Genomic DNA, 21840 nt, shown 5'->3' on the forward strand with positions numbered 1-21840 from the left:
TGAACCGCATGACGACCGCTTCCCAAAACTGCGATTTCTCGCCCATGAAGAAGATGATCGCGGCCGACATTCGGCAAATGATCTCCAAGCTCGAAGTTCTCGCCTCGACGCTGGATCATGAAGGGAACTGCTTGCTGGGCGAACTGGAGCAGATCAAGAAGAACTTCCTTCAGATCGAGTCCAATGCGGCGACGTTTTATTTGAACTGCTATCTCTCCCCGTTCATCGAACGGTATACGGACTTATCGCTTACGATTCAGAGCTTGTCCGACAGACGCCACGGCGCGTTGATCGTCGTCGAGCGCAGCGATCCGCTGGAGCCGCTCCTGCAACCCGGCATTCCGGTCGGAGCGCCGATCAGCCACACGCTGCTCGAATCGATCTTCTATCCCGGCAGCCCGCTGCACGACGGAGCGGTGCTCATTCGCGCCGATCGGATCGTTTCCGCCAAGCACGTACTTCCGCTCGCCTCTGCCCAGAACGACGAGCGAATAACCGGCACGCGCCATCGCGCGGCGGTCGGATTGTCCGAGCGATGCGACGCCATCGTCCTCGTCGTGTCCGAAGAGACCGGCAAAGCCTCCTTCGCCAGCGAAGGTCAGCTGTACCCCGTCATTACGCCGTAGACGACGAGTAACCGGGCAATCGAAAGATCATACTAGATGCATTGCCTACTTAATCGACCGGATTATCCTTCATTTAAATGTCGAGATGTCTTACGGCCGCTTCATTCAGGAGGACTGCATGGAAAAGCGCAAAAAAAGAGATATTCTCTCCATCGCCACGGTCCCGCTCACGATGACTTTGGCCAATTCGATGCTCATTCCCGTCCTTCCCGCCATGCAGAAGGCGCTTCGCATCACTTCTCTGCAGGCGAGCTGGATCATTACCGCCTATGCGGCGGTGGCGATCTTGTTTATCCCGTTAGCGGGATACTTGTCCGACCGTTACGGCCGCAAAGCGGTCATTCTTCCGTCGCTGCTGCTCGTATGCGCGGCGGGAGCGGCGGCTGGCATCGTCGCAGCATGCGGCCTTCGCAACGCTTATGGGCTCATTCTCGGGGCGAGATTGCTGCAGGGTCTCGGCTCGGCGGGCTGCTTCCCGGTCGTGCTGCCGCTTGTCGGCGATCTGTTCAAGAGCGACGAAGACGTCAGTCAGGGACTCGGTCTGATCGAGACGGCGAACACCTTCGGCAAAGTCGTCAGCCCGATTCTCGGCTCGGCGCTGGCGATCTGGACGTGGTATGCTCCGTTCTTCGCCATCCCGGCCTTCGGCGCGCTCTCCTTCCTGCTCGTGCTGCTGTTCGTGAAGCCTCCCAAGCGTTCCGCGGAAGGCGGCTCGACCGCGCGGGTCGGATTGGGGGCCTTCATTCGCTCGGTGCTTGCTCTGATCAAGGCGGAAGGCAAGTGGCTTTACAGCATTTTCGCCATCGGCGGAATTGCCATGTTCGCAATCTTCGGCAACTTGTTTTATTTGTCCGAGACGCTGGAGGATCGCGGCATGAAATCCATATACAAAGGCTTGATGCTGGCGATTCCTCTCGGCGGCCTCTGCCTCGTTGCTTATCTGAGCGGCAAATGGATCGGGCAAAATAAAACCCGCATGAAGTGGACCAGCCTGGCTGGATTCGCGATCGCGACGGCGGCGCTGCTCGCCCTGGGGCTGATGAAGCGAGACGGCACTTGGTGGATTACGTCGATGCTGACGCTGATCTGTTCCGGCATCGGCGCCGCGCTGCCCAGCTTGGACGCGCTTATTACCGAAGGCATTGACAAAGATCAGCGCGGCACCGTAACGTCGCTGTACAGCAGCATGCGTTTTATCGGCGTCGCCGCCGGGCCTCCGGCGAGCGCTCTGCTCATGGACGTATCGAAAGGCGCGCTGTTCCTCGTCGCGGCGACGGCCGCCCTGCTCGCGACGCTGCTTAACTTGTTCGCGATCCGGCCCGAACGAGAACGGCAAGACGCTCGCTCATAGGATGAAGTCGCCGATCGTTCGATAGAGAAGCTCCTTCTCCGTATTCCGGAGATCGTGACCGGATCTTTCGAACTTGGCAAAAGAGACGTCGACGCACAACCGTTCGTACCGCCGGCAGTCTTCGTCGCTGAGCAAGCTGCCGGGCAGCTTGCCGCGCAGTACCATCAATTTCTTGTTGATGCCTTTGGACAGCCGGAGCTGCGTCGATTCCCGTTCGATTCCTCTGACCGCTTCGGGTCGAATGTTCCGTTGCCTGGAGAACTGGACCAGGTACCGGAGCAAGTAATCTTCCGCCCACCCTTCCGGCAGAGCCTTATGCTCCGCCGGATATTCCTGCAGAATGACCGACATGACGGCCAACGATTGCTTCTGGACATAGCCGAGCGCGTATGCGACTCCCCGGGAATTGGCGTATAGATGGAATCGGTTAAGCTGCGCCGCCTCCACGACGGACGCGATATCCGAGACATGGTGCTCCAGGTCGTACCCGCGCTCCGGCGTTCCGCTCTGTCCCCGGCCCCGGAACGACAGCGCGACGCACTTGCGGGGAGACAAATACTCCATCAGTTCGACGTACTCCTCGGCCGTCTCGGACAAGCCCGGGCAGATGAGCAGAGGAACGGACGTATCTTGTTCATTCGAGACGAGATAGTGGATTTCCACCTTGCCGTTGTTCGCGCGATACGATCTTACGTCCATGCCGTCCCACCGCCCGTTCGTTGGATTAGATAGCCGGCATAACGTTGCCGCCGTTAACGGGAATGTAAGCGCCCGTAATAAAGCTGGCCAGGTCGGACGCGAGGAAAGCGACCGCGTTGGCGATTTCCTGATCCGTGCCTCTCCGTCTTAACGGAACGGATTGCTCGTACGCTTCATTGCGCTCGGTATGGTTCTCCCGATCTCTCTCGCTGATCGTCCAGCCCGGAGCCACTTGATTCGCCGTGATGCCGTGCTCGCCGATTTCCTTGGCCAGTACGCGATAGATGCCGTCCATTCCCCGTTTGCCCGCTATGTACGCCGACTGCGTCGGAAAATTTTGCATCGCGCATTCCGTGTTGATGCCGACGAATCTGCCCCACTTCCGTTCGATCATGCCGGGCGCGAACGCCTTGGCCAAGTAGACGCTTTGCATGACGCAGGAGTCGAATTGGCTGGCGTAGTCCTCGGGAGCCTGTTCCAATATGCTTGTCCATTGATATTGGGCGACCGCATTGGCGACCACAATGTCGATCGGCGCGAGCTTGGCTTCAATCTCCTGCTTCATGCCGGCAATAGACTGCCAATCGGTAATATCCGCCTTGACGATCGCTGATCTCACGCCCAAGCTTGTCAATTCCTCTTGCAGAGCCCGCGCCTGATTCTCGTTGCTGCGATAATGAATCGCGACATTAGCGCCGCATTGCGCCAGAGTCTTCGCCATCACTCGTCCCAACTGTCCGGTCGCTCCGGTTACCAGCGCGGTTCGTTTGCCCAGATCGATCTTCATCTGCTGTTCCCCCTTCGTCACTCCCCTTCATCATAGGCAACATCCAACGCGTTGACAACAACAAATAAATCGTTTTCTTTTCGTCCGGCACGGCCTTCTGGACCCTTTGTTTCTTCGTGTCAAGAAAACGGAAGGCTTGAAGCATCGTACAAGAGAAAGCAGAAACCCGCCCCGAGGTTCAAGCCCCAAGGCGGGTTTCTGTCCCATTCATCTTCCGCGTTCTCGCAGCTGCGCAAGAGCAGCTTGTTCAAACATATTTCTCAAGCAAATTTTCGTACGCCGATTTCGGTCTGAGGCCGACCAGCTTCTCGACCGGTTCTCCATCGCGAAACAGCATCACCGTCGGCATCGACATGACGCCGTACTTGGCGGCCGTCTCCGGGGATTCGTCGCAATCCACTTCCAGCACGGCCACTCGTTCCTTATACTCGGCCCCGATCTCGATCATGATCGGCTTAAGCGTCTTGCAGGGCGGGCACCAGGCCGCACCGAAATCGACGAGCGCCAATCCATGGCTCGCAAGGCTCTCCGCCAAGCTTGCATCGTTAACTCGAATCATCTTTCAGATTTCCCTCCTTTCGCTTGCTCGTTTTGTTCCCGGATCGACCGAATGCGGTCCGTAAGGTTGGCGCGAATCTGGCTCAGCTCGACAAGCTGCGCGTCGATTTCCCGCAGTTTGCTTTCGTACAACGGAAGCACTTCCCGACAGAACGCCTCCTCATTTTTAAGCACACAATGAAGAAAGCTCGCAATCTGCTCCGTCGTCAGCCCCAAAGCCAAATAAAGCCGAATCGTGCGCACCTGCTCCACGGCGAGATCCGAGTATTCCCGGTAACCGTTGCTCCCTCGGACCGAGGTCAACAGCTTTTGCTTCTCGTAGTACCGGAGCGAACGTACGCTGACCCCGGTCTGGGCCGACAATTCGCCGATTTGCATGGCAGCTCCTCCCTTGACGGTCGATTCCAAACAAGCATAAACCCTGACATCAATGTCAGGGTCAAGGGAATTTTAATCCCGTTCGTAGATCGATCCGGAGCGGCTGGCGAAGAACTCGGCGTACACCTTCTCCGCGTAAGCGTCCGTCATGCCGGAGATATAGTCGGCGGCAAGCCGTTCCCACGGCCATTTCGCTTTCTGCGCCTCGTAGCTCTCCAGCCAGTCCCGGGGAACGATCAGACGACCTGTCTCGTAGGTTTTGAAGCTTCCCCACAGCCGTTCTATCATGACCTCGCTGCGCTTATGCAGCCGCTGTACGCGAAAATCCTTGATCAAGGTCACCCAGGCGAGCTTCTTCAAAATTTCCATCGTCCGCTGCAGCTCCCAATCCCGCTGTCCGTCGCGAACGAACGTCACCATTTTCCACCCGCTCGACGGCTCGTCGATAATACCGACCTCGCTGGCGAACTTGCGTACCCAGCGGGCCTTCATTTCCCGGCGGGTGCGCGAAGGCTCGCGATCGCATTCCAGGTAGATTTGCGCCCACTGCTCGTAGAAGTCGATCAGCACGCGCTTGACCATCGACTCCTGATCGACGCCCTGCCAGTTCGCCGCGGAGTAATTCGGATCTTCCGTGATTTCCTGCAGCACGTGCGCAACGACGCGATCGTCCTCGAAGAAGGCGCGGTCCATCAAAATTTTCCCGGCGCGAATGCCGTCCTCCAAGTCGTGCGTCGAATAAGCGATATCGTCGCACAAGTCCATCAACTGCGCTTCCAGCGTTGCGCAGCCTTTCGGCATTCCCCACGTATCCCGAAGGAATCCGATGCCTTCCCACTCCGTGCTGTAGACCCCTTTATGCCTGTCGGGATCGTCGATGCAGTACGGATATTTGTTGATCGCCAACAGCACCGCCGCCGTCAGATCCAATCCGCTGTCGCTGCCCGCCCGCTTCTCCAGAAACATGAGAATGCGGAAGTTCTGCGCGTTGCCCTCGTACTTCAGCCCGTGCTCGTCGCGAAGAAGGCGGTCCAGCACCTCTTCTCCCTTGTGCCCGAACGGCGGGTGGCCGAGATCGTGGGCGAGCGAAGCGCACTCGACGACCTCGGGATCGATCGTCAGGCCCGGATGTTCCTTCAGCGCCAGGAACGGATACAGCTTGCTGAGCCGTCTGGCCACTTCCCTGGCGATCTGGGACACCTCCAGCGAATGGGTCAGCCGCGTCCGGTAGTAGTCTCCCGAACCGGCTCCGAATACCTGCGACTTGCCCTGCAGCCTGCGGAAAGCCGGCGACTGGATCAGCCTCGCGTAATCCTTCTCGAACTCGTCTCGGTCATCGCCGGAATGGACGTTCTCCGTATCGTACAATCTCATCTTTCTGACGTTCATGCGATGACCTCCTTGCACACAGTTTCACTCAGAAGTTGAAAATGCTCGTCTTTTTCTCCATAAACTGATCCTGAATCAAATAAGTCCACGTTCGCGAAGGCGGCTTGAACCCCATCCGTTCCCATTCCGCGCGATCGCCGGAATCGGTTGCGCCCAGCCTGCCGAGCGCCCTGGCCGTCTCCTTCTCCAGTTTATCCGGAAGCTGCTCGAAGGCGTGAATGATCCGATGATGAAATTCGTCGACGGGATTGCGGTTCGCCAGGCTCTCCAGATGAATGCCCTCGCGAATGTAAGAGACGTAGGCGAGATGATCGGCCCATGCCTTGTCCATGAAATACAGGCGGATATGCTTCTCGCGCTCGCTCATGCCGCTTCGATCGCGCAGCACCGCTTCGCGCTGGTCGTGATGAATGCGCCGCTGCTCCTCCACCATGTCCGAGTATTTGTTAAGCGTCTTGCGCATCTCGAAATTTTGGCCCATCACGACGCGCTGGATATGATCCATCTTCTTGCTGAACACCGAAGCCGACAGTTCCTCGTCCTGCTTCCCGGTCCGATAAGCGGCCGGAATCGCCTTCTCAATGCCGAAGCGGTTGATCAGCTCGTCCTCCAGACAGACGTAGAACCGGGAAGAGCCGGGATCTCCCTGTCTGCCCGCGCGGCCTCTCAGCTGGTTGTCGATGCGCGCGCTCTCGTTCATGTGCGTGCCGATGACGTACAAGCCGCCGAGCTCGGCCACCGCTTCCGCTTGCGCGGCGTCGTCCGCGCCGAGACGGATGTCGACGCCGCGTCCGGCCATGTTCGTGGATACCGTCACCGCGCCCAGCTCTCCCGCGCGCGCGATAATCTCGGCTTCCTTCTCATCGTTTTTGGCGTTCAGCACGTGGCAGGCGACGTTCGCCTTGCCAAGCTCCTCCGCCAGCTGATCCGACTCCTCGACGCTGCTCGTGCCGATCAGAATCGGCCGCTCCGTTGCGTGCACTTCCGCGATCTCTTTCACGAGCGCTTTGAGCTTCGCTTCCTTGTGCGTATAGATGCGGCTCTCGTGATCAATGCGGATGCGCGGCCGGTTAGGCGAAATCTGCACGACGCTCAGCCCGTACGTCTCCTCGAATTCTTCCGCGGAGTCCTGGGCCGTCGCCGTCATGCCGCTGATTTTCGGATACAGGCTGAGCAGATGCTGCAGCGTGATCGTGCCGAGAATTTTGCCGGACGACTTCGTCTCGATCCCTTCCTTGGCCTCGACGGCGGCCTGCAAGCCATCCGGCCAATGACGGTTCTGGGCCACGCGCCCGGTGTACGGATCGATAATCTCCAGCTTGCCGTCCCGAATGACGTAATCGACGTCCCTCTTAAGCAGCGATTCCGCATGCAATGCACAATTTAATGACGTTAATAAATTGCTGTTGTGCGCTTCGTACAAATTGCCCGTGCCGAGCCGTTTCTCCGCCTTCTCCGAGCCCGACTCCGTCAGGAAGACGTTGCGCTTGTTCTCGTCGAAGTCGTAATCCTCGCCCAGTACCAGCTCCTTCGCCAGCTTCGCCATTCGTCCGCCGTCGCTGCCTCCGGAAGCGACTTCGCCGGCGATCACCAGAGGCACGCGCGCTTCGTCGATCAGCAGCGAGTCCGCTTCGTCGACGATCGCGTAGTGGAACGGACGATGCACGATGTCGCTCTCCGTCATCGCGATCGTATCCCGCAAGTAGTCGAAGCCGGCCTGCTTGGCCGTGACGTAAGTAATGTCCGCCGCGTAAGCCTGCTGGCGCTCTTCCGTCGTCATATCCTCTTTGACCGACGCAACCGTAAGCCCCAGATAACGATAGATCGGTCCCATCCATTGCGCGTCGCGACCGGCCAAATAATCGTTGAACGTCAGCACGTGGACGCCTTTGCCCTGCAGCGCGTTAAGATAGGCGGGCATGACCGCCGCGAGCGTCTTGCCTTCCCCCGTCTGCATCTCGACCATGTTGCCGTCGTGCAGAGCGGCCCCCGCCATGACCTGCACGTCGTAGGGACGCATGCCGAGCACGCGGCTTGCCGCTTCCCCGGCGATGGCGAACGCTTCGACCATGACGTCGTCCAGCGAAGAGCCCGCCCGGACTCTCTCCTTCAGCTTCGCCGACTCGGCCTTCAGCCGGCCGTCGTCCCACCCCGTCAAATCCCGCTCGGAGATCGCCGTCAGCTTGTCCGCGTACGCTTTAAGTTTATGTTGAACGAACCGGTTTTTGACTTTCTGTATGAGCCTGCTGGCAAAATTCATCGAAACAATCCCTTCCGACAATATTCGTTCCTGTTCCTATTATAGGGTCATCCCGGGCGAAATCCTAGCGATCGTTCCGGTAAAGCGCCGAACTCTCGTTCCAGGGCGTGTATGCAACCTCCGAGGATAGCAGATCTTGCCGAATACACGCCCTAGGGCGTGTTTAATCGCATTTTTCCAGCCAGATGTCCTTGAAGTCGATCCAGCCCAGCGAATTCAGGCCGACGCCCTTGACCGTAGGATGAATATACGTATTCAGCTTCTTGTGGAGCACGAACGTCACATGCGCTTCCTCCCGCAGCCTGTCTTCGATGGCGTCCAGCAGCTTCCGGCGTTCGGCAGGATCGGAGATGGCCAGCGTCTTGTCGATCTCTCCCCTCACCCACTTGCGAATGTCCGGGTGAAGATGCTCCTTCAGAAAATTGCCGGCTTGCTCGTAGTTTTCGATCTCGCACACGTCCTCCACGGCGAACACGAGGCAGAACAGCAGCGCGTCCGCGCTCGGCAGGACGCCTTCCTTGCGAACGGAGCAATGCGTCGTGAAATGGAGCTTGACGTTAACGCCGAACTCCGCGCAGCGCCGCTCGATCCACTGCGCGTCCGGAGCGTTGGACCCGTAGGTGGAGATAACGATCTCCTCTCCGTTATAGCCGGACTTGAGCAGCAGTCGTCTTGCCTCCTGTTCGTCCAGCTCTTCGTTCAGATAAGGCGTCTGCAGCGTCGGCCTGAAGCCCCGCGCTGGATAAATCCGATCCTCCCCCAGATCGCGGATCATCTGCTTGCGATTAAGGAAGAGGCCGAGCGCCCTGCGAAAATCCTCCGATTGCTGCGGGCCGTCCTTGCCCAGGTTCCATGTCATCAGCATGCTTCCCCGGCACAGCGCCTCGATCTTGTCCCAGCTGTCGTTCTGCCGGCGGTCGTAGAACTTCTTGCCGTGCAGCAGCTGACGCCATTCGGCGTTCTCCGACAGCTTCGCCGTTTCCTTGGGCATGAACGCGATAACGACGCGATCCAGATGGGCCCGGCCGCGGTAATACTCCCGATGAGCGGTCAGCTCGCAATGATCCTCCGTCAAGCTCGACACGCGGAACGGCCCGGTGCCGACCGGCTTGCTCCAGAACGACTCGCTGTCTGCTTCTCTCGGCAGAATCGACATTCCGTTCGCGCTGGCGAACTTGGGAAAAATCGCGTTCGGCTGGTTCAGCCGCACGCGCACCCCGCGAGTGCCGACGCAGACGACGTCCTTCATCGTTCTCACCATCCAGCTCGACGGCTGGTTTCCGCGCAGCCTCTCAAGCGTAAAGCGCACGTCCTCCGCCTGCAGCTCTCTCCCGTGGTGGAAACGGACGCCCTTGCGCAAATAGAACGTCCATTCCGTCGCATCCGCATTGGACTCCCAGTAGTGCGCCAGCCCGGGCATCAGCACGCCGGTGGAAGCGTCGTATTCGACCAGCCGGTCGTACACCTGCCTCATCATGTGCGCGTCGAACGAGAAGTAGACCTGCTTCGGGTCCAGCGTCAGAATCGGCTCGAACATCGGGAACTTGAGCGTATCCGCCACTTCATCCCCATGGGCCGGTTCGGACTGATAGCCGAATTGATCGTTGAGCCACAAAATAAAGCGGTCGACCGTCGCGGGCTCCGCGCCGAATTCGTGCAGCAGCTCGAACGCTTGCTTGTACTCCCCTTTGTGCGCCATCTCCTGTGCCTTGTCGACGAGAAAAGGCTCCTTCTCGGCCAAGAAGACGATCCGCGAGACGTTGCCGCGCCCTCTTCCCGCATGCCACTCGATCAAGCGCTCCTCGACCAGCCTGCGGATGATGATCTTCGCGTTGCGCGGCGTGCAATACAGCGCGCCGGACACCTCTTCGGCCGTCGCTTCGATTTCCTGGCCGACAATCGCCCGGTTTCCGAAATAGTTTAATAGCATTAAATATTTTTCCGCCGATATCGACATAATCCGCCTCCTTCATTCCGAAAAGGGGAAAAGAATGGATCTACCCGTTCAAGAACATTCCTCTTTTAACTTCAGAATAAAGAAAGAGAGCCGGGATAGCAATCTTAATCTGTCTCCTCGCTGAGGACCATAAACCAGAAATGACGGCGGGGTTGGTGGTATTCCTCCCTCCAGCACCGCCATTTTTTCAATTTCGCCGCTCCATCCCCGGCGCGGTTCGTTGACGCAGTACGCGCAGACGACGATCGGTCCCGATCTATCGAATATACACGCCGCCGAAAGGGAGAAGCTCCCTTAACGTTCTCCTGACGATGCTGTCCTTGTGCAGCTGGTCTTCCAGATGGCCGTCTCGAAAACCCGTCTGCATCAGGATCGGCCCGGTTCCTGTCATTTCCCACTGCACGTTCATATGCTGGGTAGCCAGCTGATTGCCGTACACGGACAGCTTGATGTTCGCGTCCTCCGGATAGGCGACGAGAGAGCCTGCCTCTACGTACAGCGGAACTTCCGGGTCCAACTGCAGCGTCGCGATCGAACCGGAGGACAGCAAGCCGATCCGCCCCGGCCCCGTAAAGCGCATGCGCACCCACTCCCGCGTAATCCAGGCGTTCTTGAACGTCTGCACTCTGCTCTTCATCGCCATCCCGTCCGTATAAAACAGCACGTGCCGAAAATCGAACAGCAGGTTGCTGTCTTCCGGAATGTCTGCCGCCTCCAGCATGCAGTTCGGGGGCATGCCGAGAACCAGATGCGCCGGACCGCGAAGAAGCGAACGGATCAACTTGCGCTTGCGGTACATCCCCGACAGATCCATGAACCGGTCCTCCCGGTGCCGAGGGTTTCCCTGGAAAGCCAGCAGCGCTTTCGGATGCAGCAGATGCAGCGCGTCCTCCCCTTCGAGTTCGATCCTCACATGGCCTGTATTCGGAGGCGTCTCCATCCGCATGTCAGATTCCTCCGTCCGTTCGTTTTCTGCTGCGCCATACCGAATACCGCCACAAGCGGATCGACAGCACGTACCCGGCGACCAGCGCGACGGCCGCCGCGATCGCCGTTATCCATTTGCGGTAGGTCGCCTGCTTGTCCGCTTTGTCTTGTTCCAACTGCTCCAGCCTGTCCGTCAGCAGCATGTTTTGCGCCCGCAGCTCCTCGTTCTGCTGCCGGTACAGTTCGTTCTCCTCCCGCATTCTTTGCTGCTGCGCAGCATACGACTCCAGCGAGCTTTCGGCTTCCGTCAGCTTCTGCCGCTGCTCCTCCAGCGTGCGGGCCGTCTCCTCGTACTGCTCGCGAAGCTCGTCCACCTTGTCCGGAGCGTTATAGATGTCCCGGATCCGATCCAGCATGTTCGCATCCGCCGGAAGCGGCCACGATACGAACAGGAGCAGCGCCAGAACGGACCGGATGAGCGTCGGTTTGCGTTGTCCCATCTCTTCTCCTCCTCTGCCGACTCTATCTTTTCGCAGATTTCGACGTTTCTCGATATTTTCCTACTATATCATATGACGGAGCAGCCCGGAGATTGGTTTCAGCAAGTCATCGGAGGAGTAGAAAAAAGAATTGTCCGATAAGCCGCCGTGTGGATGACTTATCGAACAATCCTTATGCCCAGTGCTTGTATAGGTTATGCTGCTTCATCGGGAAGGCCCGTCGGGCCGTCATCCATCGATGAATTTCAAGTATCGCAGCGTCCGTGCCAGCAGAACCGCGCTTTGCGCGCGAGTGGCAAGCTGCTTCGGCGCGAAGCTGGCGCCGTCGACGCCTTCGATAATGCCCGCCGCCAACAATTGCCCCGCCGCATCCTTGGCCCAACCGGCCGTTGACGCTTGGTCGGAGAAGCGATCCAGCGCGTTCGCGTCCGCCCCGGGGAGCTGTACCCCCGCAAACCGGATCGCCCGGGACAGCATGACGACAGCCTGCTCCCGCGTGACGGATGCGTTGGGTCTGAACGTACCGTCCTCGTATCCTTCGATCAGGCCCGCGTCCGATGCCGCTCCTACCGCGCCGCCGTACCAATCGGCTTCCGGCCGTACGTCCGAGTAGACGTCTCCGCCGAGCTTCCCGGCAAGCCCCAGCGCGCGTACGAGCATGGCTGCGAATTCCGCCCGGGTCACCGTACGGTCGGGCTCGAACTTATCCGGCGACGTCCCGCCCACGACGAGCTTGCTCGCGAGCAGCTCGATGTCGGCCCTCGCCCAATGCCGCGCTGCGTCCGTGAACGTCCGATCGGAGCGGATCGCCGTATACAAGCTGTTATGCGGCGAATAGAAAATCGCCTTCCCTTTCTCGAACACGGACGGCACGAACCGCAGCCGCCCGTCCCTATCCATCCACGCGACGGTAGAGCGGTCCGAGTCGACCGCAGTCACAAGCGAAAGGGTTCGCCTCGTGTACACGCCGTCGGCTCCGGACCATTCTGTTCCGTCCATGTACAAGGCGAAGTCCATCGGCTCCGCAAGCATCGCATAGCCTTGGCTGGCCAACTCCTCGTTCAACCTGGCTGTCTCGGCTGCCGACGGTCTCGAAATCGCGACAGTGGCGGTAGCACCAACCCGCACGCTGCTCCACAGGCGAAGCGGCGCCTCGTACCCGGCTCCGTTCACCTCGAGGCGAATGACGCCGTTCGGCCGCGACCGAAGCAGCGACTGCAGCGTCTCCGCAGACAAATCCGCCTTCACCATCGGGTCGTCATGATCGACCTCAATGACAGCCTCGTCTCCTGCCGCAAACAACGATCGCAACAGTTCGTCTCCGAACGCAAGCCGGATCGAAGAGCGGCCGTCGCTCTCCTGTTCCCTCTTCACGGGTACTCGCGCGTCAAGACCGTTCAGCTTGATTGCCAGCTCATTCGGAGCCGAAGGCTCCGGAGAAGCGGGCGAGCCGTTCGAGCCGCTTGAAGACCCGGGAACGTTTGCGACCGTCAGATTGATTCTCCCCGCATCGGCAACCTCTCCTGCGACCACGTCCACCTCGGCCGAATAAGAGCGGTAGCCCCCGGCGGACACGGCGAGCGTATGCGTTCCTTGCGCAACTCCGTGCAGCGCGAACATCCCTTCGGCGTCCGTCGCTCCGACGATTCCGCCCGCGGATACCGCCGCTCCGGAGAGCGGCGTGTTCCCTGCGCCATATACCGTTCCCGTCACGCTGCCCGCGGTCGGAGGATCCTCGTCTCGCAAGTGAGAGACTTCGATCCGAACGCTGCTCCATGCCCAAACGCGCCGATCCCCGTCCGTCTCGTAGATTTGAAGAATCTGCCCCGCGCTTACAGGCCAAATGTCTGCCCCGGGCGAATATGGAACCGCCTCGGACGGAACCTCTGACCCCGCAAATGGACGCACGCCCTCCGCATCTCCAAGAAGATAGGCGAAAACGCGATCCGGACCGCTCACGGTAGCCGCCAGCTTCGTCGATCCGACCGTCCCGCCCGGGCCGATGTCGAAGCCGGCAATGTCCGGCGCCGTCTCATCGACGTGCAGCGTCAGGGCTGCCTCGGCGGTTGTCGATCCTGCATCGGTCGCCGTTACCGTAACCGTGAACTCTCCCGCTTCGGCAGGAGCGCCCTCCAGCACGCCCGCTGCCGTCATGTGCATGCCCGCAGGGAGCGCGGCCGCGCTCCAGTTCAATCCGCCTCCTGCGCCGTCGAAAGCTTCGAGCGTTTGCGAATAATCCTCTCCTTTGAGAGCCCGGGGCAAATCGGACGTCAACACGGCCGGCCGCAAATACGGATAACCTCCGTTCACGCCGGGCCGAATCGCCCACGTATCCGTGAAGTCCCAGTTGCTGCCGGGCTCCCCGTAGTTGGCCTGAAGCTTCATATCGGCCGTCGAAAGGCCCGTAAGCTGAAGCGCGGCAGCGCCGGTTGAATCGCCCGCCCCGGTCGCCTGCGACGTGGCGACGTTGTCGAAATACGAGGAGAAGATAGAGGCTTCGAAATGGACGGAGCCAGAAAAACCGCCCATCGTGACGTAAGTCGAGCTTGCGGCCGCATCGACAGCGCCCGTGGCATAACTGTTCGTTATCGTTCCGAATACCAATTGTCCCGTCAAACCGCCGGCCGTATAGAAGAGACCTTCGGAATTGGCTACCGTTCCGGTCGCATAAGCGTCGCTGATGGACCCGGTTCCGTGAGAGCCGACGAGCCCGCCGGCATATTGATTGTCGGCTTGGCCGCTCTTGACGGCAGCGGACGAAGACGAGCGGCTAATCGTCGAATTGCCGTTCGCCGCCCCGGCGAGCCCGCCAGCCGCGCTTACTCCCGCGGGACCGCCATTGCCGCCGGTCACGATGCCCTGAGCGGAAGAGCGAACGATCGTGCCTCCGTCCAGATGCCCGGCCATTCCGCCCGCGTAATTGCCGCCTGCGGCTTGTACCGAGACGCTCAAATCCCGGACCGTCCCCGTCAGCTTGCCGAAGAAGCCGACAAACTGCAGCGAGCCGCCATCGATCGATACGCCCTCAATCCGATGCCCCCTCCCGTCGAAAATGCCGCTGAACGGCTCGGCATCGTTGCCGCCGAGCGGAATCCACTCGTATCCGGTCATGTCGATGTCGTTCGTCAGGCGAATGTTGCGATCGAGATAAGAAGCTTGATTCTGATCGATATAGATCAGCTCTGCCGCATTGGACACGAGCACCCATCCAAGCTCCTCGGACGGAACCGGCTCCCCCTCGGCCCGAGCGGTTGGCGCGGCGGGAGCCAGAAGGCCGAATATTAGCGTAAAGATGAGCAGAGCGGCGAACGGAACGTTTAAGCGGTTCATGCGGTTGATTTCTCCTTTGCATCGGTACGATCGGAATGGTTTTATCGCATACGCCCCTTAGTGTAAAATGAATAGAGAATAAACGGTGTTTCATTTTTGTTTCAAAATTTCACGATTCGGAAAGGAGGCGCGCACGCAATGGAACCGACATCGACGATGGCGCATCCGAACGCCCGACGGCGCGTCGTCGGTCTGGAGAAGGAATTGGCCCGTCTGGAGCAATGGCTGGCCGACCCAGAGGCGGAAACAAGGCTGTTTTCGGTATCGGGGATCGGAGGAATCGGCAAAACGACGCTGCTCGCGGAAATGGCCGCCCGGTGCAGACGTTCGACCGCCCTTACGCTGTGGCTGGACGGGCAAACCGAGCTCGTTTCGTCCGGTGCCTTTCTGGCAGGTCTGGAAACAAGTCTGGGAAACGAGTATGGAAAACATAGAACCCCCGGAACGCCGCTGCTGCCCTACATCGCGGACGAGTTGTCCAGGCAGAGAAGCGTACTCGTGCTGGACAACGGCGAACGTCTCGACCGGCTGGAGAGCTGGCTTCTGTCCAGCTTCCTGCCCCGGCTGCGCTCTACGGGCATGCTGATCGTAATCGCTTCGCGCGGCGGATTGCCTCCGAAATGGCATGCGCATCCGCACTGGGGCGGGCGGATCGAATCCTGCCCTCTCCGACTGCTCACCCGCGAGCAGTCGCTGGACTACTTGCGAGAGAGCGGCTTGGAGACGGAAACGCAGCTGGACGTCGCGCGGAAAACGGATGGACATCCGCTGCTGCTTGCCCTGACCGTCGATCTGCTCCGCTCCCGCGGGCAGGACGCCCCCTTCCGAACGGAAGATATTCCCGCGATCCTGACCGGCGATTGGCTTCGCGAAGCGGCCTCTCCGTCTCTTCACCAAGCGCTGACCGCTCTGTCTCTGTTGCCGGCGGCGGATCAGGCGGCTTTGAACGAACTGTCGAATGCGCCGCTCGACATTGCCGCTTATCACGAGCTTGGGAGATTGTCTTTCGTTCGCAGCACGCCTCAAGGCCTGTCGCTTCATCACGTCGTGTCGCGTCTGCTGCGGGAAGATTACTCGCGCCGTGCCTCCGGGCAGTTTCAGGCGCTGCGCCACAAGGCGTTCAGGCTGATGGCCGACAAATTCCACGACGCGGACAGACGAACGCAGACGCATATCGCGGCCCACGTGCTTGAGCTGTACCGCGAGAATTTGCCCTTCGCTCATGCTTACGCCGATTTCTCCGCGCCTCTGAGAGCGGACGAGCCTCCGCGGTACCGTTCCGAAGACTTGCCGTTCCTGCATCGCTTTCTGGAAGAGTCGCTCGCGCGATCCGACTGGCATTCCGAGCTGGTCCGCGCAGAGGACTGCCACGCCGTGCTGGACGAGATCGTCCGTCACAGTCCGGAAGGCGTCTGCGTCGTGCGCCGCGAAGACGGGACGCCGATCGGGTTCTGCGCCGGCTTCCGGCTGCACGCCTTGACCGCGCCTTACTTGGAGCGCTACGCTCCCTCCTTCCTGCCGATGCTCGGGGAGGAAGGCCAGCGGCTCGCCGAAGCTTCTCCCGATACGGCGGACAGCCTGTGCGTGCTGCTCGCCGCCGTCGATACCGGGCAGTCTCTCTATCGTCCGGAGGAGCTCGGCGCCTTGCTTATGCAGCAGTGGCTGATCCACATGACAAGCGGCTGGAGAGGCATCATGGCGTCGGCCGATCCGCAGCTAAACAGCTTGCTGCCCCTGATGGGCTTTCAAGAAAGCGGGCGCATTCGCCCCGAAGCCGACAACGCCCCGGAGATAATTCGCTGGGAGCTGGACTTCCGCCACACGACATTCGAACAATGGGTGCAGCTTGTCCTCCGGCAGACGAGCCCGGATCGGATGAACCTCGAATCGGCGCCGGCCGGCCGGGCCGTATTCGAGGCCGACGACGTCCTAAGCATTCTTCGCCATTGGCTCGATCCCGAACGTCTGCGGCAGCTTGTCGTCTTGCGGCAATTGCGTCTCTCGGCAGCCGACATTCAGGGCCGCATTCAATCCATCTTGAACGCGGAACCGCCTCCCTTCCCTCTGACGCAGCTCGAGCAGCGAATGATACGGGAGAGCTTCCTAAAAGGCGATCTGAACAAAAACGAGCTTGCCGAGGCTTTTCATATGAGCCGCACGACGTTTTACCGCCATTCGCGGCAGGCCGTCCGCCATCTGGTGCACGTACTGAACGGCGGCTGAAGAAGCGACTCGATAATGCCCTCGTTCTAGGCTAAAATAAAAACCAAACGTACCTTAAGGGAGGCCAACCGCATGCAGCCGATCACCCCGCACTTATGGTTCGACAGAGAGGCGAAAGAAGCCGCGCAGTTCTATTGCTCCGTATTTCCGGATTCCCGCATTACAAGCTCGACGGTGCTGTACGATACGCCGTCCGGGGAATGCGATCTCGTATCGTTCCGCGTCTGGGGACAGCCGTTCATGGCTATTTCCGCCGGGCCGCATTTCAAGATCAACCCTTCCATCTCGTTCATGGTGAATTTCGACCCTTCCCGGGAGGCGAACGCGAGGGAGATGCTCGACGAAGCGTGGAACAAGCTTGCGGAAGGCGGCACACCGCTTATGCCGCTGGACAAGTATCCGTTCAGCGAGCGGTATGGCTGGATCCAGGACAAATACGGCGTCTCCTGGCAGCTCATTCTGACGAATCCGGACGGAGAGCCTCGGCCCGCGATCATCCCCTCCCTGTTGTTCGTGGGCGACAATTGCGGCAAGGCGGAGGAAGCGAGGGAATTTTATCTGTCGTTTTTCCGCAATGCCCGGCCCGGCTCGCTGTTCCACTACGGCCCCGGCATGGAACCGGACAAGGCGGGGACGGTCATGTTCAGCGACTTCATGCTGGAGAACACCTGGCTGACGGCGATGGACAGCGCGCATAACCACCAATTCCAATTCAACGAGGCCGTTTCCCTGCTGATCAACTGCGAGACGCAGGATCAGATCGACTACTACTGGGAACGGCTCTCCGCCTTCCCCGAAGCCGAGCAGTGCGGCTGGCTGAAAGACAAATACGGCGTCTCCTGGCAGATCTCCTCTCCTCTGCTGGACGACGCGATGATCAACGGTACGGCGGAGCAAAAAGAACGTTTTACGAAAGCATTCTTACAAATGAAGAAATTCGACCTTGCCGAGCTGCAAAAAGCGTATTCAGGCAACTGAGCCTGTCCGCTCCGGGCATGGGCCGCAATCGCAAAGGAACCGTTCGAGCCGACATCAACGTCAGCCGAACGGTTCCTTTGGCATTCATGGGAAAACTCCGCGCCCGCCATTAGGCCAGCAGAGATTGAGCTACGTCGTCGACAATGCGGTTAATGCCTATAGGACCATAGGAGCCGATCCAGTTCGAAGCGTCTACCGTATACACATGTTTTTTCTTCACCGCGCTTAACGAATTCCACACCGCGCTGCGCTGCATGTCGGTTACCCGTTCCTTGAACAGCTCGTTGCTCAGCAGGAAATAATGGTTGGCATTAACTTCGGGCAGCTTCTCAAGCGAGATATGGTAAGCGGTATCCGAGACGAAATCCCCTGCGATAAAAAACGGAGCGGGCAATCCCAAATCCTCGTATAAAACGGCCCCCGTCCGATGAATGGCCGTATGCAAGCGAATAAACGTATCGCGCGGACGAATCAACGCCACGCGCTGTCCTCTCAGCTTCTCCGCAAGCTTGTCGGCCAATTTCGTCGTCTTGTCGCGATACTGTTGCAGCATTTTGCCCGCCTCGTGCCGTTTGCCCGTAATGTCTCCGAAAACACTCAGCATCGTGCGCCAATGCTCGTTTCGATGAAACATCAGCGTCGGGGCGATCCGGCTTAAGCGCGCGTAAATCTCTTCATGCATCTGCGTACATACGATGAGATCGGGCCGCAGCGCGGCAATGGCGTCGAGATCGGGCTGCTCGCATGTTCCAAGCGCCTTGAATCTCCCCAGCTTATCCAGCAAATAATCGGGAAAACAGCAGATCTCGGAGGCTCCGATCCCTACGCTGCCAACCGGCAATTCACCCAGCGTGATCAACTGGTCCGCATACTGAACGTCAAGCACGGCAATGCGCTTGGGCGGCTGCTGCAAGCGAAGCTCCCCTTTGGCATGCTTGATGACCATGCCGTCGTTCGCGCTGTAGCTGGACGCGGCTGCGCCGACCGGTATCGAAGCCGGCAGCTCATCGTCCGTATCGGTGACGACGGCGCGGCGGAAATCCAGCGGAGCGGTCCCGTAATATTTCTTGAAGGCGTTGCTGAAATAATACATGTCGCGGTATCCGATGCTTAGAGCGATTTCTTGGACAGTCGCCGCGGTATGCTTCAGCAGCCGAGCCGCATGCCCCATTCTGACCTTGATCACGTACTCCATCGGTCCAAGCTGCCGCTGCTGTTTGAACCATCTCTGCAGCTGCCTCGAGCTGCAATGCACAAGCTCCGCCATCGCTTCCAGCTTTAACGGCTTGTTATAGTGGGCTTCAATGTGCTTCGTCACAATACTTACCGCTTCCGAAGGCGTTTGATAGCCGTCCGTCTGCAGCTGCTTCAGCAGCTCATAGAGCAGGCTCTGCAGCAGCGCGTTGGCATGGAAGCTTTCCAGTCCTTGCCTCGCGCTCCACTTCCGCTCGATTTGCTCCACGATCTGATGGAGCGACACCCGCTTGGCCGGACTGAATCCGAACGGCAGCCGCAGCCAATCGCGTTCATCGCCCGGAGAGCCGAGTTCATCTTCGGAGGAGCGCATCAGCTCGGCCCTGTAATAGATGGCGATATATTCAATCGGTTCCGCGGCGGTCATAAGATCGACAACGGCATCCTTGCCTGCGTGACACACGAAGAAGGGGGCAATCGTATACGGCAGCCCGTCTACCAGCAGTTTTCCGTGGCCGCTTCTCGCCAAAAACAGCATGTTCGCCGGCAAGGCGTAATTGCGCAGATCGTTGCCGGGAAGCAGACTTAGACGCTGAACGTCCAGCAGTCTGATCGCCGTATCGTTCCATAGTGATAATTGTTTCTGCAACGGCATCTCCCACATCTCCAAACCTTTGGCTATACGATCGTAATGTCTCTTTCCTCTTCTGTCATTTTAATTGATAACGATTCTCACAGTCAATTTCAGAAGGGGGGACGAGCGATAATTCGCAAAAAAAAGCAGCCCGGCCGCTGCGGAACGCAACGCCGAACTGCATCAGTTGATTACGGCTTGGGACATTTCAAGCAATACTCGGGGGCCATTTGGTAATAAAGGCAGCAAGTGAGCCGCTTGCTCCGTCCCCTCAGCCGGCGGTTCTCGTCCAGCTCCGTCAAGGAGGCGAGCGGATTTTTCCTCATGCCGAACGGCTCGCCCGAACAGATTTGGGTCATATAGAAGAAATCGTCCCTTATTCGCCGGCGCAGCTCCCCTTCTTGCTCTTGGCCGTGACCGTACACAGGAGCGATGCGCGCCATTACATTTTCCCACAATATCGCCATCGACACCGAGCCCGCCGCCGCTATCGTTTTCATGACCGGGGTCAGACGTTCCGCGAACAATTGCTTGACCACCATCGCCCGCCACGCTTCCCGATCGCGGGTTTCGGGAGCCGTAACCTCGGCTGCGGACAAAGCCATAAACGGGAAAGCGGTGCCGGCAGCCGAAGCATCGGGATGAAAAAGCCGGCAGTGCTCCAACTGCACCCCGATTCCCCGGTTATAGTAAGTCATGGCGCTGAGAAGCGGAGCAACGAGCAGGCTGGCCATCCTTTTTACCAGCATGGAGGCCGCAACGCTCATGTTTGGAGAGCCGATGTGTCCCATCAGCCACTCCATATACGCTCTGCAAGTCTCCTCCTTCAGCAGTTCGCTCAGAGGCAGCGACTTGATGCTCTGCGGCAAAGCTTCACCGGTGGACAAGCTGTAATCGCCGGACAGTTCCCTCCAAGCGTCGGACGTTAAGAAGGGATCCATTCCTTACGGCTGGCCCAGCAAAGCCGCCGCGGCTTGGTCGATAATCAGGCTGTTCGCGATCGGTCCGTAATAGGCGATCCATAAGGTAGTATCGACCGGATATACACGGTTGTTCTTCACAGGCTCCAGGGAGGTCCAGATCTTCGTGCTCTCCAGCTCCTTGACCGCGTCCGCGAACATCGCGTCCGACAACAAGAAGTAATGGTCGGCGCCGATGTCGGGAACGGCCTCCAGAGAAATCTCGTAGGCGGTGTCGTCTACCGCCGCTACCGATTCGGGAACCTTCAAGCCCAGATCCGTATACAGAATCGACCCGGTGCGATGCTGGGAAGTATGAACGCGGATGCCTTCCGTTCTCGGACGAATAAGCGCCACCGTGTCGTCACCCAGCTTGTCGGCAAGCTGCTGCTTCAGTTTGGCGGTTTTTTCTTCATAGGCTTGCGTGACGGCTTGCGCTTCCGCTTGCTTGCCCGTTATTTTGCCCACCGTCTCCAGAGTCGCGCGCCAATCCTCGTAAAAGTCGAGCACGAGTGTCGGAGCGATTTTGCTGACGCTGTCGTACACCTTCTCCTGGAAGTCCGTCATGAGAATCAGGTCCGGGCTCAGCGCCAGCAAAGCTTCCAGATTGGGCTCGTCGCGCGTGCCCAACACTTTGACGTCCCCCAACCGGTCGCTCAAATACGCCGGGAAGTCGGTATCGGAACCGGCTGCCGTGACGCTTCCCGCCGGCTGCTCGTCAAGCGCGATCAGTTGGTCGACGAATTTCGTATCCAGAACCGCAATCGTCTCGGGCTTTTTGTCCAGCGTGTATTCGCCCTTCATATGCGTGATGGTGACCGGGAAAGAACCTTGATCTTCGGACGCCGGAGGAGCGCTCTGAGTCTCGGCCGACGGGGATGCCGCGGATGGAGATGCCGCCGGCGCTGCGCTTGGCGAACCTTCGTTATTGCTTCCGCTGCCGCCTGAACCGCATCCCGCGAGCAACAGTGTGAAACAAACGAACCACATTGCGAATTGAGCCAATTTATGAAATCTCTTCACTTTCAAATCCCCTTTTGCTAGTATGTGATAATGATTCTCATTATCGTGTTTTATTCTACTTGTTTTT

General features: G+C 59.1%; 17 protein-coding genes. 4 read left to right on the forward strand and 13 right to left on the reverse strand.

Annotated elements, in window-relative coordinates:
• Positions 1-8: 8 nt before the first annotated feature.
• Both cdaS and B0G52_RS05145 read left to right on the forward strand, forming a co-directional pair.
• Positions 9-626 carry a sporulation-specific diadenylate cyclase CdaS gene (gene cdaS / locus B0G52_RS05140; protein ID WP_094042465.1) on the forward strand — a complete coding sequence of 206 codons (618 nt, stop codon included), beginning with the start codon at positions 9-11 and terminating at the stop codon, positions 624-626.
• 118 nt (positions 627-744) lie between these two features.
• On the forward strand, positions 745-1977 hold the full coding sequence (locus B0G52_RS05145) for an MFS transporter (RefSeq protein ID WP_094042466.1): 1233 nt from the start codon (positions 745-747) through the stop codon (positions 1975-1977).
• Here the strand turns inward: B0G52_RS05145 and B0G52_RS05150 are convergent.
• The 10 genes from B0G52_RS05150 to B0G52_RS05195 form a co-directional block, all read right to left on the reverse strand.
• Entirely contained in the window at positions 1972-2676 is a 705-nt protein-coding gene (locus B0G52_RS05150; RefSeq protein WP_094042467.1) for an alpha/beta fold hydrolase, read from the reverse strand. The genes B0G52_RS05145 and B0G52_RS05150 overlap by 6 nt on opposite strands.
• A gap of 25 nt (positions 2677-2701) precedes the next feature.
• Positions 2702-3463: an SDR family NAD(P)-dependent oxidoreductase gene (locus B0G52_RS05155; RefSeq protein ID WP_094042468.1), complete on the reverse strand. Its 762-nt coding sequence runs from the start codon at positions 3461-3463 to the stop codon at positions 2702-2704.
• 247 nt (positions 3464-3710) lie between these two features.
• Positions 3711-4022, reverse strand: coding sequence for a thioredoxin (gene trxA / locus B0G52_RS05160; protein WP_094042469.1), 312 nt, complete (start codon positions 4020-4022; stop codon positions 3711-3713).
• The gene (locus B0G52_RS05165) at positions 4019-4399 is read right to left on the reverse strand and encodes a MerR family transcriptional regulator (protein WP_094042470.1); all 381 of its coding nucleotides are present in this window, start codon (positions 4397-4399) and stop codon (positions 4019-4021) included. Before B0G52_RS05165 ends, trxA begins: the two co-directional genes overlap by 4 nt.
• Before the next feature lie 72 nt (positions 4400-4471).
• Positions 4472-5788, reverse strand: coding sequence for a deoxyguanosinetriphosphate triphosphohydrolase family protein (locus tag B0G52_RS05170; protein ID WP_094042471.1), 1317 nt, complete (start codon positions 5786-5788; stop codon positions 4472-4474).
• 28 nt (positions 5789-5816) lie between these two features.
• Positions 5817-8048 carry a preprotein translocase subunit SecA gene (locus B0G52_RS05175; protein WP_094042472.1) on the reverse strand — a complete coding sequence of 744 codons (2232 nt, stop codon included), beginning with the start codon at positions 8046-8048 and terminating at the stop codon, positions 5817-5819.
• 163 nt (positions 8049-8211) lie between these two features.
• The gene (locus tag B0G52_RS05180; RefSeq protein WP_094042473.1) at positions 8212-10005 is read right to left on the reverse strand and encodes an ABC transporter substrate-binding protein; all 1794 of its coding nucleotides are present in this window, start codon (positions 10003-10005) and stop codon (positions 8212-8214) included.
• Positions 10006-10261: 256 nt separating this feature from the next.
• The gene (locus tag B0G52_RS05185) at positions 10262-10951 is read right to left on the reverse strand and encodes an AIM24 family protein (protein WP_094042474.1); all 690 of its coding nucleotides are present in this window, start codon (positions 10949-10951) and stop codon (positions 10262-10264) included.
• Between the two features lies 1 nt (position 10952).
• Positions 10953-11432 (reverse strand): SH3 domain-containing protein, encoded by a 480-nt coding sequence (locus tag B0G52_RS05190; RefSeq protein ID WP_094042475.1) that lies wholly within the window; start codon positions 11430-11432, stop codon positions 10953-10955.
• A gap of 228 nt (positions 11433-11660) precedes the next feature.
• Positions 11661-14762, reverse strand: a complete 3102-nt coding sequence (locus B0G52_RS05195; RefSeq protein WP_094042476.1) for an S-layer homology domain-containing protein — start codon at positions 14760-14762, stop codon at positions 11661-11663.
• A gap of 138 nt (positions 14763-14900) precedes the next feature.
• Between B0G52_RS05195 and B0G52_RS05200 the strand changes: the two genes are divergently transcribed.
• Together B0G52_RS05200 and B0G52_RS05205 are read left to right on the forward strand one after the other, a co-directional pair.
• Positions 14901-16985 carry a bacterio-opsin activator gene (locus B0G52_RS05200; protein ID WP_233162394.1) on the forward strand — a complete coding sequence of 695 codons (2085 nt, stop codon included), beginning with the start codon at positions 14901-14903 and terminating at the stop codon, positions 16983-16985.
• A gap of 72 nt (positions 16986-17057) precedes the next feature.
• Positions 17058-17963, forward strand: coding sequence for a VOC family protein (locus tag B0G52_RS05205; protein ID WP_094042477.1), 906 nt, complete (start codon positions 17058-17060; stop codon positions 17961-17963).
• A gap of 109 nt (positions 17964-18072) precedes the next feature.
• Here B0G52_RS05205 and B0G52_RS05210 read toward each other — a convergent pair whose 3' ends face one another.
• From B0G52_RS05210 to B0G52_RS05220, 3 genes are all read right to left on the reverse strand, one after another.
• Positions 18073-19812 (reverse strand): helix-turn-helix domain-containing protein, encoded by a 1740-nt coding sequence (locus B0G52_RS05210; RefSeq protein ID WP_158223592.1) that lies wholly within the window; start codon positions 19810-19812, stop codon positions 18073-18075.
• 170 nt (positions 19813-19982) lie between these two features.
• On the reverse strand, positions 19983-20732 hold the full coding sequence (locus B0G52_RS05215) for an IucA/IucC family C-terminal-domain containing protein (protein WP_094042479.1): 750 nt from the start codon (positions 20730-20732) through the stop codon (positions 19983-19985).
• A gap of 3 nt (positions 20733-20735) precedes the next feature.
• Positions 20736-21773 (reverse strand): ABC transporter substrate-binding protein, encoded by a 1038-nt coding sequence (locus tag B0G52_RS05220; RefSeq protein ID WP_233162395.1) that lies wholly within the window; start codon positions 21771-21773, stop codon positions 20736-20738.
• Positions 21774-21840 lie beyond the last annotated feature (67 nt).

This window comes from Cohnella sp. SGD-V74 (genome assembly GCF_003001675.1).
Classification (GTDB): Bacteria; Bacillota; Bacilli; order Paenibacillales; family Paenibacillaceae; genus Cohnella.